Below are 13662 nucleotides of genomic sequence, written 5' to 3' on the forward strand. Positions count from 1 at the left end.
CCGGCCGACCTCGGACCCGCCACGAGCCCGGCGGACCCCGGAGCCTCCGCGCCCGCCGGCTCACCGGACTCCGGCGTGCCGGACCCCTCCGCGACCGCCCCCGGGGAGGGCGCCTCGCCCCCCTCCGGCGAGACCACCGCGACCTCCGACTCGACGGTCCCCGCACCGGACGAGATCGTCGAGATCAAGCCGCTGCTGGGCAAGGTCGTGGTCATCGACCCCGGCCACAACGGGCACAACTACCGGAACCCGTCGGCGATCAACCGGCAGGTCGACGTCCTGACCCACAAGAAGGCCTGCGACACCACCGGGACCGCCACCAATGACGGCTACGCCGAGGCGGCCTTCACCTGGGACGTGTCCCGGCACCTCAAGGCGCTCCTGGAGTCCAGGGGCGCGACGGTGAAGCTGACCCGCAGCAGCAACACGGGCGTCGGCCCGTGCATCACCGAGCGGGCGGCCATCGGCAACCGGGCCCGGGCGGACGCGGCCATCTCGGTGCACGCCGACGGGGCCGGGTCCTCCGACCGCGGCTTCCACGTGATCATGCCGAAGAAGATCAACGGTCCGGTGGACCCGGTCGTGGACGACTCCAGGAAGCTGGGCCTCGCCGTACGGAACGCCTTCAAGAGCGGCACCGGCCTGCCGTACTCCACCTACATCGGGCGTGACGCGCTGAGCTTCCGCAACGACCTCGGCGGGCTGAACCTCTCCAGGGTCCCGAAGATCTTCATCGAGTGCGGGAACATGCGCAACGCCGGCGAGGCCCGGAAGTTCCGGAACGCGGAGTTCCGGAAGCGGATCGCGACCTCCCTCGCCGACGGGCTGCAGGACTACCTCACCTAGGCCCCGGTCCGCCCGTCCCATCCGGGTCTCGGCCCGCGCCGGAGCGGTCTTCCCAGGTCCCGGTCCGCCCCGCGGAATATCCGGAAAGTTTCCTTCCTATTTCCTCGCAGGTTCGGCATGATCGGGGTCATGACCGATCTGCTTCCCCGTCCCGCATCCGTCGAGTACGGCCCCGGTTCCTTCGACCTGTCCCCCGGCGACCCGATCTGCGGCCCCGCCGACCTGGTGGACGCCGTACGGCGGGCGCTCCCGGCCCTGGACCTGCGCCCCGCCGGGGAAGGCACGGGTACGGCGGGCACGGCGGTCCTGGTCGAGCGGGACGCGGCGCCGGGGCCGGAGGCCTACCGGCTGGAGGTGTCGGACCGGGGCGTGCGGATCGCGGCGGCAGGGGAGGCGGGGGCCTTCTACGCCGCGCAGACCCTGCGCCAGCTCCTGCCCGACACGGCCTTCCGCGCCGTCCGGGCCGACGGGAGCGTCCCGGCGGTGCGGATCGAGGACGCGCCGAGGTTCTCCTGGCGCGGCGCGCACCTGGACGTGGCCCGGCACTTCCTGCCGAAGCGGGAGGTGCTGCGGATGATCGACCTCATGGCGGCGCACAAGCTGAACCGGCTCCACCTGCACCTGGTGGACGACCAGGGATGGCGGGTCGAGAGCCGGGCCTACCCCCGGCTGCACGAGGTGGCCTCGCACCGGCCGCGGACGGTGACCAGTTACTACCGCGAGGAGGAGACCTTCGACGACGTCCCGCACGGCGGGTACTATACCCTGGAGGACCTGGCCGAGATCGCCGCCTACGCGCGGGACCGGGCCGTGACGGTCGTGCCGGAGATCGACGTGCCGGGGCACGCCTCGGCGATCCTCGCCGCCCACCCGGAGCTCGACGCGCGGGCCGCGGACGGGCGGACGCCGGAGCCGTTCGGGGTGCTGGAGCGGTGGGGCATCTCCCCCGCGATCCTCTCCCCGCTGCCGCCGACGATCGACTTCCTGACCGTCGTCTTCGACGAGTTGCTCGGCGCGCTGGGCGAGACGCCGTACGTGCACATCGGCGGGGACGAGTGCGTGCTCGACGACTGGGCGGCGTCGGCGGAGATCACCGCGTTCCAGGCGGAGCTGGGGCTCTCCGGCCCCGGTGAGCTGCACGCGTGGTTCCTGCGGCGGCTCGCGGACGTGCTGGCGGAACGGGGCAGCCGGGCGGTCGTCTGGGACGAGGCGTTCGTCAGCGGCGCGCTCCGGCCCGACACGGTCGTGATGCCCTGGCGCGGTCCCGGGGTGGCCCGCGACGCCGCCGCGGCCGGGCACGATGTGGTGCAGACGCCGATCTTCCCGCTCTACTTCGACTACGCGGAGGCGTCGTCGGAGGACGAGCCCGTCGCCATCGGGGACGCGATCACGGTGGCGGACGTGGCGGGGTTCGCCCCGGTGCCGGAGCCGTGGGGGCCCGCGGAGGCGGAGAGGGTGCTGGGAGCGCAGTTCCAGCTGTGGAGCGAGCGCCTGCCCGACGGGCGTGCCGTCGACTACCGGGCCTGGCCCCGGGGGTGCGCGCTGGCGGAGGTCGCCTGGTCCGGATCGGCCGGTCCTTCGTTCGACGCCCGGCTGGAGCGGCACCTCGGGCGGCTGGACGCGCTGGGCGTGGAGTACCGGCCGCTCTCCGGCCCGCGCCCCTGGCAGCGGGGCGGGACCGGGTGGCGCCGCCACCGGCCGGGCGTCGTCAGGGTCGAGGAGGCCATGAAGCACGTGGAGGAGCTGACCCGCAGCGCCGACTCCACCCGCCCCAGCACGAGCCTCTGACCGCCCTGACCGCCCTCCCCGCCGGACGCGACGGACGCGACGGACGCGACGGACGCGACGGACGCGACGGACGGGCGGGGGCGGGCCGTACGAGCACCGGACCGGGGGCGAGCCGGAGCACGGGCCGTACGGACGTCAGCCGGCCACCTCGTAGCCGGCCTCCTTGATCGCGGCGCGGACGGCCGTGTCGTCGAGGGGGTCGGCGGTGACGTCCACCCGGCCGGACTCCAGGTCGACCTCGACCGCGGTGACGCCGGGGACCTCGCCGACCTCCTCCTTGACCGAGCTCACGCAGTGGCCGCAGGTCATTCCGGTGACGGTGTAGGTGGTGACGCTCATGATGCCTCCGATCTCGATGATCTCAGTGATCTCGATACTACCCCCCCAGGGTATCAATCAGCCCGCGGTGCGGCCGACGATCTCACGCAGATCGGAGACGCCGTGCCGGCGCATGCGGCGGGCGAGCCCCCGGTGGATGCGGTACGCCCACAGCGGCCCGTGGTAGATCAGGCCGGTGTAGCCCTGGACCAGGGTCGCCCCGGCGAGCAGGCGCTCCCAGACGTCGTCGACGTCCTCGACGCCGCCGACGGAGACGAGCGTGAGCCGGTCCCCGACGCGCGCCCGGAGCCTGCGCAGCACCGCCAGCGACCGCGCCTTCAGCGGACGGCCGGACAGGCCGCCGGTCTCGGTGCTGGAGACGCCCTCCCTCCCGATCGTGGTGTTGGTCGCGATGATGCCGTCGAGCCCCAGCTCCAGGGCCAGGTCGGCGACCGCGTCCACATCCTCGTCCGCCAGGTCCGGGGCGATCTTGACCAGCAGCGGGGTGCGCTTCGGAGTGCCGTCCGCGACCTCCTTGACCGCCGCCAGCAGCGGGCGCAGCAGCTCGACGGCCTGGAGGTTCCGCAGGCCGGGGGTGTTGGGCGAGCTGACGTTGACGACCAGGTAGTCGGCGAGCGGAGCCAGTTCCCGCGCGCTCGCCACGTAGTCGGCCGCGGCCTCCGCCTCGGGCACGACCTTGGTCTTGCCGATGTTGACCCCGACGACCGCCGGGACGCCGCGGGTCCGGCTCAGCGCCCTGGCCGCGGCGCCCGCGCCCGCGTTGTTGAAGCCCATCCGGTTGATGACCGCCCGCTCCCGGACCAGCCGGAACAGCCGGGGCCTGGCGTTGCCCGGCTGGGCGTGCGCGGTGATCGTGCCCACCTCGACGTGGCCGAAGCCGAGCGCGGACATGGCCTCCACGCACCCGGCGTCCTTGTCGAAACCGGCCGCCAGCCCGAAGGGGCCGGGGAAGTGCACGCCGAACGCCTGCACGCGGAGCGCCGGGTCGCGCGGGGCGAGGCGGCGGTGGACCGCCTTCTTCACCACCGGCGCCGTGGAGAGGAGACGGAGCGCGCCGACCGTCAGATGATGCGCATCCTCCGGGTCGATACGGCTGAGCAGCTGGGTGAAAAGGAATCGATACATCACCGGTCAGGTTAGTCCCCCGGCCGGCGCCGCCCGCGCCGACCGTCCCCTCTCCCAGCACCTCGGCCGCCAGGTCGGCGACCTTGCGCCGGCTGTCCCTGGCCCGCTTGCGCAGCCCGGTGAACGCCTGGGCGGCGGTCAGGTCGTGCTTGCCCATCAGGTAGCCGACGGCACGCTCGATGAGGACCCGGTAGTCGAGGGCGTACTGGAGCTGACCGGCCAGGACGCTCTTCTCCTCGGCCGCCGTCGCGGCGATGAGCAGCTGCTCGATCACGTCGGCGTAGGCGTGCAGGGTCTGCACGTCGGCCTCGGTCCACGCGTAGGGGGCGGACTGGTAGGCGTTCAGCGTGCCCACCGGCCCGCCGCCGAGCCGTACGGGCACGCCCGCGATCGCCCGCACGCCCGGGTGGAGCCCTACGGCCAGCTCCGGCCAGCGCGGGTCCGCGCGCACGTCGGCGCAGGTGACCGCCGTGTCCTGCGCGTAGGCGGACACGCACGGGCCCTGACCGAGGTGGAGCTGTGCTCCTTCCAGGCTGCGCCCCGGGGCGTCGGTGGCGACCAGGTAGCGCAGTTCCCCGCCCTCCTCGGCGAACATCAGGCCCGCACCCGAGTAACCGAGCAGCGCGTCCACGACCTCGACGGCCCGTTCGAGCCGCTGGACGATCCCCGTCTCGGGGGCCTCCGTCCGGATCCGCCGCAGACTCGCGACCAACGCTTCCGGGTCGAGATAAGACATGTGCGCATCGCCTTTCGCCGTGACATCCCGCCACTTGACTCCGAACCCCGGCTTCCCGGAAACGGAGGATTCATGGGCGGGAATCGGCGGACAATCGACATCAATGCGGCGTTAAGAATTCGGCAAGCGAAGATCGGCAGGCTGTCCGCATGAGCATTCCTTCACGTCCCGCCGCCGTCCGCCGCCGCCGCACCCTGGCACACGTCGTGCTGCGCGACCTGGCGGAGACCGGGCACACCACCGTCCCGCCGTGGTGGGAGGCCGAGATCGAGCGGGAGTTCGGCGGGCTGGGCGGGTTCCTGGCCGAGCTGAGCCGCCAGTGGTGGACGGCCTACGCCGTGCATCTGGACGCGCTGATCGAACTCGGCGCGGGTGATCCCGAGCAGGCGTGGGCCGACGTGGCGGAGCAACTGCCGTACCTGCGGATCGTGCTCGACGCCTACGCCGGGGAGCCCGCCCTCACCGAGGCCGAGCGGCGCCACCGCGACGTACTGCGCTGGACCACCCGCCGCGAGGTACGGCACGCCGCCTGAGCCGCCCGGGGAGGCACGGCACCTGGACCTCCGCCGGACGGTACGACACCCGGACCGCCCCGGGAGACACGGCACGCCACCCGGGCCGCCGCCGGACGGTACGGCGGACCTGAACCACCCGGTGGAAGGCGCGACACGCCGTTCGGGCCGTGATCACACCCCCGTTCCGCGCATGGACGCGTCTGACCGGGTAGCCATTGACGATGGTCGATTTCCTCGAACGCCAGGACTCGGACCGCCGTCTGGGCATGCGGCTCACCTTCGCGGTGGTGGCCGTGGCGCTGTTCTCCGCGCCGTTCGTGCTGCTACTGGCGCTGGTGGTCGCATCCTTCTCACCACTGAACGACTTCGACCAGCGGATGGCCGAGCGGGCGCACGCGCACACCCTCTCCCATCCCGGCTACGGGGACTTCCTCAACGTGGCGACCGAGGTCTTCGGCCCGGTGACGTGGCGCGTCCTGATGGTGCTGGCCGCGATCTGGCTCTGGCGCCGGGGGCGGCGGCGGCTGGCCGTCTGGACGATCGTCACGATCACCGTCAGCGGCCTGCTGAACCTGGCGGTCAAGGAACTCGTGGACCGGGCCCGGCCGGCGCTGCCCGACCCGATCTCCTGGGCGCCCGGTGCGTCCTTCCCCTCCGGCCACGCGATGGCCGCGGCGACGGGGGCGTGCATGGCCGTGCTCCTCCTGCTGCCCTTCCTCAGGAGCAGGGCAGCCCATCTGTCGGCCTGGGGCTGCGCCGCGGCCGTCACCGCGTTCGTCGCCTACAGCCGGGTGGCGCTGGGCGTGCACTGGGTCAGCGACGTGGTGGCGGGCGTCACCCTGGGGCTCGCGACCGTGGCGGCGACGACCGCGGGGTACGAGGCCTGGCGGCGCGACGAGGGCCGCAGGCCCGCCATGCCGTACGAGGAGGGCGTGGAGCCCGAGATGGAGCAGGACCGCCCGGGGGACGCCGGCCGCACGGCGTGAACGGCGCACGGCAGCGGCGCACGGTGCACGGCGGGAACGGCGCCCCTTGGGCGTTCCTTTAACCGTTTTCGGGGTAGCTCGCGCCCCATGTCGAAACCGCCGATCGGTCTCCGGGACGTCGTACGGCTCATCCTGCTCCCGTTGTCCGTCATGGCCGCCCTGACGATCGGCGTCGGGTTGCTGATCACCAAGGTGCTGGAGCCGACGACCATCGGTGCGAACGACCGCGGGGTCAACGAGGAGCTGGCCCGGGAGCGGACGACCTTCTGGAGCGACGTCACCGACGTGCTCTCCGGCCTGTCGGACACCCCGGTGATCGTCGGTGCCACCGCCGTGCTCCTGATCGTGTTCCGGCTGGTCTTCAAGCGCTGGAACGAGTCGCTCTTCCTGGTGACGGCCGTCTGGTCGCAGTCGCTGATCTTCCTGCTCTCCACCGTGCTGGCGGAGCGCAAGCGGCCCGAGGTCCAGCACCTGGATCCCGCGCCGCCCACCTCCAGCTTCCCCTCGGGGCACACCAGCGCGGCGGTCGCCTTCTACTGCGGCGTCGCGCTGGTGCTCACCCTGCACACCCACCGCCACAAGATCTTGAACGTGCTGTGGTGGCTGGTCGGCCTGGGCGTCCCGCTCGGGATCGCCTATTCCCGGATGTACCGCGGGATGCACCACTTGAGCGATGTGAGCTGGGGCTTCCTGCTCGGCCTGGTCTGCGTCGCGGTGGCCGCCAACGCGCTGCTCCTGCGTCCGCGCCGCCGGGTGGGGGACCGCAAAGGACCCGAGAGGGTCAGAACAACTCGTACGGCGTAGCCACCTTGGCTCCCGCCGCGGTCAGCTCCTCCTCCACCCTCCGGGAGACGGCCGCGGCGGGCTCGTCTCCGTCGTACGTCGCGTGGGCCCCCTGGACGAGCGTGACGGCGTGCCCGCGCGCCAGCGCCGCCAGGGAGGTCTGGCGGACGCACCACTCGCTCTGCATCCCGGCCACCACGACCGAGGCGACCGGCGGGAGCACCCAGGCGAGGTCGGTCCCGTCGAACGCGTCCGGGACGTGCTTGTCGATCACGTGCTCTCCGGGCAGCACCTCGTGGACCAGCTCCCAGCCCGGCGTCCCCGGGAGGTCGGGATCACCCTCGGAGCCGTTGTTCCGCACGAAGACCACGGGGGCGCCGGCCGCGCGGGCGCGCTCCAGCAGCACGGCGATCGTCTCCGCGACCGCCTCCGCGCCGGGCACCGGCTCGGGAGGCTGGAGCATGTTGCGCTGGGCGTCGATGACCAGAAGGACTTGTTTCACATGAGAACTCTAGTTCGAAACACTGGCGGAGGGAAGGCGTTCCGGCCTCTTCGCGCACGAAGCGGTGGGGCTCCCCGGACCGATGCGGTTACCCCGACTTACCCGGTTACCCGGGCAGCTGCGCCGGCCTCCACGCGCCGCGCGGCCTGAAGCGGGCCACCGGCCCGCGACGTTCACAGCGGACCGGCTCCCGCAGGGCGCGCACCCGCTCGTTGGAATCCCCGCGACGGAAAACCCTTGCGGATCCCATCGACCGACGATCATGATCCGGGAGACTCGCCGCCCGCCGAGGGCGGCCTCCGTCCGGCGCACGACACCGAGGAGCGGAAAGACCATGGACATCATCGACCCCGGGGTGAGCGACTACCTGCTCTCCCACTGCACCCCCGCCGACGACCTGCTCCGCGAGCTGGCCGCCGAGACCCTGGAGGTGTTCCCGCACGCCGCGGGCATGCAGATCTCCCACGACGAGGGCGAGCTCCTCACCATGCTGGTCCGGCTCACCGGCGCACGGCAGGCCGTCGAGGTGGGGGTGTTCACCGGCTACTCGTCGGTCTGCATCGCCCGGGGCCTGCCCGCGGACGGCCGCCTGCTCGCGTGCGACGTCAGCGACGAATGGACCTCGATCGCCCGGCGCTACTGGAAGCGGGCCGGCCTCGCCGACCGGATCGACCTGCGGATCGCCCCCGCGCTGGAGACGCTCCGCGCGCTGCCCGCCGAGCCGTACATCGACTTCGCGTTCATCGACGCCGACAAGGTCGGCTATCCCCTCTACTACGAGGAGCTGGTCCCCCGGCTCCGGCCGGGTGGGCTGATCGTCCTCGACAACGTGCTGCAGGCGGGCCGGATCCTCGACCCGGCCTGCCAGAGCGAGCCCGTCGTGGCCATGCGCCGGATGAACGACACCGTCGTCGCGGACGACCGCGTCGACTCGGTGATGCTGCCCGTACGCGACGGCGTCACCCTCATCCGCAAGCGCTGACCTCCGCGACCGGACCGGCCGCGGGGCGATCCGACCGCGGCCGGACCGGCCGACCGTCCCAGGGTTCGTCGCATGATCGAGCTACGGTGATTGACCAAGCGATGACGACCGTGAACCCCGCCGCCCCAAGCCGGGGGACGGCGCCGGGTGCCGCCGCGAACCGGTCCGGGCGCTCCCCGGCGCGGTCTCCGGTGAGCCGTGCCCTGACCGGAGACGGCGGTGAGGGCGCCAGGCGGCGCCGTGCCGGTCCGCCCTCGTGAAAGTTTCAGCACCGGTTGACGGATATGAGGCGACCGTCCACGATCATGTTGCCTCCGGTCAGGGGGGGCGTCGAGTGAACACCACCGTCCACTATGAGGTGCGCCGATGCCGAGAGCCCTGTCACCGATGCCGAGAACCCTGCTGCGGGCCGCGTCCGCCGTCCTGCTGACGCTGGCCGCCCTGACCGTCCCCCCGGCCCACGCTGACGAGGGCGACCCGGTCGCGGTGACCGTCAACGCCCGCGCCGCTCTCGCCCCCGTCCCCGAGACCGGCATCGGCACCAACCACGCGATCTGGGACAGCCGGCTGGGCACCGACGAGACCGCCGACCTGCTCAAGGCCGCGGGCATGAAGCTGCTGCGCTACCCCGGCGGGTCGTACTCCGACATCTACCACTGGGCCGACCACACCGCCCCCGGCGGCTACGTGGCGCCCGACACCGACTTCGACGCCTTCATGCGCGGCGTGCGGCGCACCGGGGCGCAGCCGATGGTGACCGCCAACTACGGCACCGGGACGGCGGAGGAGGCCGCGGCCTGGGTGCGGCACGCCAACGTCACCAAGGGCTACGGCGTCGAGTACTGGGAGATCGGCAACGAGAACTACGGCAACGGCCGCTACGGCACCGCCTGGGAGGCCGACGAGCACGCCGACAAGAGCCCGGCCGAGTACGCGCGCCACGTCGTCGCCTACTCCGACGCGATGAAGGCCGTCGACCCGACCATCAAGATCGGTGCGGTGCTGACCACACCGGCCAACTGGCCCGACGGGCTGGTCGCCGAGGGCGACGCCGGAACCTGGAACGAGGTCGTCCTGTCGACCGCCGGATCGAAGATCGACTTCGTGATCCTGCACTGGTATCCCGGCGCCCTCGACAGGACCGCGCACGTCCCCGACATGATCCACCTCACCCGGCAGCAGATCGCGAAGCACGCGGGGCCGGGCTCCGAGCGGATCGGCATCGCGATGACCGAGTTCAACACCGGATCGAGCAGCAACGGCACGAACACCCAGCCCGGTGCGCTGGCCGCCGCCGACGCCTACGCGACGCTGCTGGCCAACGGGGTGTTCACGGTCGACTGGTGGAACGTCCGCAACGGCATCGGCAACGTCACGCAGGTCGAGGGGCACACCGACTACGGCGACTTCGGCCTGCTGTCGAGCGGGACGTGCACCTCCGACGGCAGTGTCTGCGAACCGGAGGCGAACACCCCCTTCGCGCCGTACTACGCGCTGCAGATGGTGAGCAGGTTCGCCCGCCCCGGCGACCGGTTCATCCGGGCCGCGACCGACCAGGAGAAGGTCGCCGCGCACGCCGTACGCCGCGCCGACGGCGGTCTGGCCGTCCTGCTGATCAACACCTCGTCCGACACGTCCTACCCCGTCACGATCGACTACTCCGGCTTCAGCCCGGCGTCCGGGGCGCCCACCGTGCTGACCCACACCAACGGCGCCACCGCCATCACGGAGGCGGCCACGGGCGGCGCGACCGGCCGGACGCTGCCCCCGCTCTCGCTGACCACGATCATCCTGCGGCCCGCCACCGCCCAGACCGGCCTGCCGGGCGCGCCGGGGCAGCCGGCGGCCTCGGGCGTGACGGACAAGGCCGCCGCGATCTCCTGGCCCGCCGCCTCCGCCGGCGCGCGTCCGATCGTGAAGTACGAGGTCCACCTCCAGAACGGAGCCGTCAGCGAGCAGATCGGCGAGACCACCGGAACCTCGCTCACCGTCGGCAACCTGAAGCCGGGCACCCGCCACACGGTCAACGTGATCGCGCGCGACGGCGGCGGAGGCACCTCGTCGCCCTCCGCTCCGCTGACGTTCACGACCGGCACGCCCGCCTCCGCTTCATGCTCGGTACGGCTGACCAAGCAGTCCGACTGGGGCAGCGGATACGTCGGCGCCATCGACATCACCAACCACGGTGCGCCGGTCGACGGCTGGACCCTGGACTTCAGCTGGCCCCGGGCCTGGCAGAGCCTGGGCAGCGGCTGGAGCGCCGTCTGGACGCAGAGCGGGCGGGACGTCAGGGTCGTCAACGACTCCGGCAACGGCTCGCTGCCCACCGGTGCGTCGACCACGATCGGCTTCGTCGGCGACTACTCCGGCCCGAACGTGCTGCCCGCCGTCTTCACCCTCAATGGAACCGTCTGCACGACCCGGTAGCGGCGGCCGGGGGCCGTCTCGCGTGCGCACGGCCCCCGGCGACGCCCTCCACCTCTGGAGTGCGAAAAAGCCCCGAACGGTGACCGTTCGGGGCTTCCATCTGCTCAGCTGACGTGGTCAGGGGCGGGGTCGAACCGCCGACCTTCCGCTTTTCAGGCGGACGCTCGTACCGACTGAGCTACCTGACCTCGGTGGTGGATCGAACACCTACCAGAGCGGTCCTGACGGGACTTGAACCCGCGACCTCCACCTTGACAGGGTGGCGAGCACTCCAAACTGCTCTACAGGACCTTGCTTTTGTCGGAAACTTTCGTTTCCGTTCCTTCTGCCTCGCTTAGCTTACCAGCTCTTCGGAGGTCTTCGACCTGCCGTTTCCCTGGTGAGCTTTCGCTCGACCGTGCCCCCAACGGGATTCGAACCCGTGTCGCCGCCTTGAAAGGGCGGTGTCCTAGGCCACTAGACGATGGGGGCTCAGGATTCTCATCCCGTTCCGTCGCCGTCTTCCGCTGGAGACCTCTGAAGCATAGGGGACGTTTGCCCCTGATGCCAAAGCGGCTTCCCGGATCACGGCGTCATCACGGTGTAGCAGTGCCGACGGTCGAGCCCGTCGGGGACGGGACGATCGTCGGCTCCGGTGAAATTGTACGCCCCGGGTCGTTCTCGACGTGACGCTGGATCTGCACCGACTGCTCGCCCAGCCCTCCGAGGGTGATGTCGTCCCAGGCCCGCAGGCGGTGCGTCTCCCGGTCGAAGTACAGAACCGAGGCCATGACCGGGGTGGGCTCGTCGTGCTCCAGGGCGCGCAGCCCGGCGCCGCCGGTCGAGCCCTGGACCAGCACCCGGGTGCCCGAGGGCAGCAGCTCGGTGGAGCGGGCGTGGGAGTGGCCGGTCAGGACCATGGGCGCCGAGCCGGAGAACCCCTTGGCGATCGTCGGGTCGTGCACCGCCACCAGGTCCACCGGCTCGAACGCCTGCGTCAGCCGTACGGCGTGGGCCCGGCCGAGCGCGGCGAGGGACTCCAGGTCGGAGTCGACCGGCACGGACTTGTCGGGGGTGAACCGGGGGTCGCCCAGACCGTAGATGCGCAGGCCCGCCACCTCCTTGACCGAGTCGTCGAGGACGACCGCGCCCTTCTGCTTGGCCACCGCCCGCTGGGTGGCCTTGGAGTCGTGGTTCCCCCGGACGAAGACGTACGGCACGCCGAGCCGGCCGATCTCCTTGACGAAGTTGTCCTCGGGACCGCTGCCGTGGTCGGTCAGGTCCCCGGTGTCGACCACCGCGTCGATCTTGAACTGGGCGGTGACCGAGCGGACGAGGTTCCACGCGATGGGGTTGAGGTGGATGTCGGAGACGTGCAGGATCCGGATCGAGGTCGGGTCGGCGTCGTAGACCGGCAGGGAGGAGACCGCGTCGTAGAGCTGGGAGACGTTGTCGACCAGCTTGACGAGCTGCCCGCGGTAGGACTCGAACCTGGTCACGATGGACTCGGCGTCGCCGACCAGGGACGGCGCCCCGGCCAGCAGGCCCGTGTACTCCGGCTCGACCACGGAGCCCGGCCGGAACGTCAGCAGGACGGTCGTGCCGATGCCCGCGATCATCACGACGCCGGCCAGCAGGCCCGCCAGCGCCGCCCTGAGGCCGCGGAAGACGATGAGGGAGAAGATCAGGGCGCCGGCCAGGCCGCAGGCGATGGAGCGCAGCGCCAGGGCGCTCACCCCCTCCTTCAGTTCCTTCTCCAGCAGCGCGGGGAGCCGGTCGGAGAGGCGGGGGTCCTCCAGCATGGCGCGCGCCTGGTCGGAGTCGATGTTCTCCAGGGTGACGCGCAGCCGTACCGGGGCGTCGTGGGTGTCGAACAGCAGGCTGCCCAGCGGGTGGGCGTCGACGACGGTCTCCCCCCGCAGGGACAGCTCCGCGGACATCCCGACGTCCAGCGGCCCCACGGTGGCCAGCACGGGGCCGCCCAGGGCCATGCCCAGCCAGACGCCGACGACGGCGACCACCGAGCCCGCCACGGCACGCGCGATCAACCGCATCGTCCGCCCGGTGGCGGCGCGGCGGATGCCCTGGGCCCAGCGCGTGAGATCCATGCGTCTTCCTGTCTACCCGAAGTCCCGACAAGTCGGTTACCCGGAAACGCAGGGCAGAATGACAGATGTGATCGAGGTCTCGAGGGAGAAGTTCGAGGAGCTCGTGGCCGAGGCTCTGGACACGATCCCGCCGGAGCTGACGAAAGTCATGGACAACGTCGTGGTGGTGGTCGTGGACGATCCCCCGGAGCCGGATCTGCTGGGCCTCTACACGGGCATCCCCCTCACCGAGCGCGGCGACTGGTACGCCGGGGTGCTGCCCGACCGGATCGAGATCTACCGGAACCCCATCTGCGCGATCTGCGAGACCGAGGACGACGTGGTGGAGGAGGTCCAGATCACCGTCGTCCACGAGATCGCCCATCATTTCGGCATCGACGACGACAGGCTGCACGAACTCGGCTGGTGACGTCCGCGGCCTGCACGAACCCGCCCGGTGACGTCTGGAACCGGGCGGTGCGGCGGTGCCGTACCGTCATCGTCCCGGCGGCCGACCGATAGACGACATTTCACGATTTTCGACACGCCCCGGATGCGCTTGGTCGC

General features: G+C 71.7%; 12 protein-coding genes, 3 tRNA genes and 1 pseudogene. 8 read left to right on the forward strand and 8 right to left on the reverse strand.

What is annotated here, in order from left to right; all coding sequences use genetic code 11:
- Both ACWJ6R_RS06730 and ACWJ6R_RS06735 read left to right on the forward strand, forming a co-directional pair.
- A partial coding sequence (locus tag ACWJ6R_RS06730) for an N-acetylmuramoyl-L-alanine amidase (RefSeq protein ID WP_449061358.1) occupies positions 1-846 on the forward strand: 846 nt, incomplete at its 5' end.
- A 129-nt stretch (positions 847-975) separates the two neighbouring features.
- The gene (locus tag ACWJ6R_RS06735; RefSeq protein ID WP_449061359.1) at positions 976-2634 is read left to right on the forward strand and encodes a beta-N-acetylhexosaminidase; all 1659 of its coding nucleotides are present in this window, start codon (positions 976-978) and stop codon (positions 2632-2634) included.
- Between the two features lie 135 nt (positions 2635-2769).
- Here ACWJ6R_RS06735 and ACWJ6R_RS06740 read toward each other — a convergent pair whose 3' ends face one another.
- The 3 genes and pseudogenes from ACWJ6R_RS06740 to ACWJ6R_RS06750 all read right to left on the reverse strand — a co-directional run.
- Entirely contained in the window at positions 2770-2973 is a 204-nt protein-coding gene (locus ACWJ6R_RS06740) for a heavy-metal-associated domain-containing protein (protein WP_449061360.1), read from the reverse strand.
- A 57-nt stretch (positions 2974-3030) separates the two neighbouring features.
- The gene (locus tag ACWJ6R_RS06745; protein ID WP_449061361.1) at positions 3031-4098 is read right to left on the reverse strand and encodes a quinone-dependent dihydroorotate dehydrogenase; all 1068 of its coding nucleotides are present in this window, start codon (positions 4096-4098) and stop codon (positions 3031-3033) included.
- Positions 4099-4213: 115 nt separating this feature from the next.
- Positions 4214-4834: pseudogene (locus ACWJ6R_RS06750) on the reverse strand (GAF and ANTAR domain-containing protein); the annotation flags it as partial.
- Between the two features lie 149 nt (positions 4835-4983).
- Between ACWJ6R_RS06750 and ACWJ6R_RS06755 the strand changes: the two are divergent.
- The 3 genes from ACWJ6R_RS06755 to ACWJ6R_RS06765 all read left to right on the forward strand — a co-directional run bounded on the left by ACWJ6R_RS06755 (position 4984) and on the right by ACWJ6R_RS06765 (position 7139).
- Positions 4984-5367: a hypothetical protein gene (locus ACWJ6R_RS06755; RefSeq protein ID WP_449061362.1), complete on the forward strand. Its 384-nt coding sequence runs from the start codon at positions 4984-4986 to the stop codon at positions 5365-5367.
- A 203-nt stretch (positions 5368-5570) separates the two neighbouring features.
- On the forward strand, positions 5571-6335 hold the full coding sequence (locus ACWJ6R_RS06760) for a phosphatase PAP2 family protein (protein ID WP_449061363.1): 765 nt from the start codon (positions 5571-5573) through the stop codon (positions 6333-6335).
- Positions 6336-6422: 87 nt separating this feature from the next.
- Positions 6423-7139, forward strand: a complete 717-nt coding sequence (locus ACWJ6R_RS06765; RefSeq protein ID WP_449061364.1) for a phosphatase PAP2 family protein — start codon at positions 6423-6425, stop codon at positions 7137-7139.
- Here ACWJ6R_RS06765 and ACWJ6R_RS06770 read toward each other — a convergent pair.
- Positions 7117-7620, reverse strand: coding sequence for an isochorismatase family protein (locus ACWJ6R_RS06770; protein ID WP_449061365.1), 504 nt, complete (start codon positions 7618-7620; stop codon positions 7117-7119). The two genes, ACWJ6R_RS06765 and ACWJ6R_RS06770, sit on opposite strands and share 23 nt — an antisense overlap.
- Positions 7621-7954: 334 nt before the next feature.
- Between ACWJ6R_RS06770 and ACWJ6R_RS06775 the strand changes: the two genes are divergently transcribed.
- Both ACWJ6R_RS06775 and ACWJ6R_RS06780 read left to right on the forward strand, forming a co-directional pair.
- Positions 7955-8602, forward strand: coding sequence for an O-methyltransferase (locus tag ACWJ6R_RS06775; RefSeq protein WP_449061366.1), 648 nt, complete (start codon positions 7955-7957; stop codon positions 8600-8602).
- 366 nt (positions 8603-8968) lie between these two features.
- A complete protein-coding gene (locus ACWJ6R_RS06780) occupies positions 8969-11029 on the forward strand; it encodes a cellulose binding domain-containing protein (protein ID WP_449061367.1) in 2061 nt (686 codons plus the stop codon).
- Between the two features lie 114 nt (positions 11030-11143).
- Here ACWJ6R_RS06780 and ACWJ6R_RS06785 read toward each other — a convergent pair.
- The 4 genes from ACWJ6R_RS06785 to ACWJ6R_RS06800 form a co-directional block, all read right to left on the reverse strand.
- Positions 11144-11217: transfer RNA gene (locus ACWJ6R_RS06785), tRNA-Phe, on the reverse strand.
- A 28-nt stretch (positions 11218-11245) separates the two neighbouring features.
- Positions 11246-11320, reverse strand: a tRNA-Asp gene (locus ACWJ6R_RS06790).
- 107 nt (positions 11321-11427) lie between these two features.
- Positions 11428-11500 (reverse strand) — tRNA-Glu (locus ACWJ6R_RS06795).
- 104 nt (positions 11501-11604) lie between these two features.
- Entirely contained in the window at positions 11605-13116 is a 1512-nt protein-coding gene (locus ACWJ6R_RS06800) for a metallophosphoesterase family protein (protein ID WP_449061368.1), read from the reverse strand.
- Between the two features lie 58 nt (positions 13117-13174).
- On the opposite strand from ACWJ6R_RS06800, the gene ACWJ6R_RS06805 reads away from it, so the two are divergent.
- Positions 13175-13525 carry a metallopeptidase family protein gene (locus ACWJ6R_RS06805; RefSeq protein ID WP_449061369.1) on the forward strand — a complete coding sequence of 117 codons (351 nt, stop codon included), beginning with the start codon at positions 13175-13177 and terminating at the stop codon, positions 13523-13525.
- The last annotated feature ends 137 nt before the right edge of the window (positions 13526-13662 follow it).

The sequence above is a fragment of the Planomonospora algeriensis genome (genome assembly GCF_977012225.1).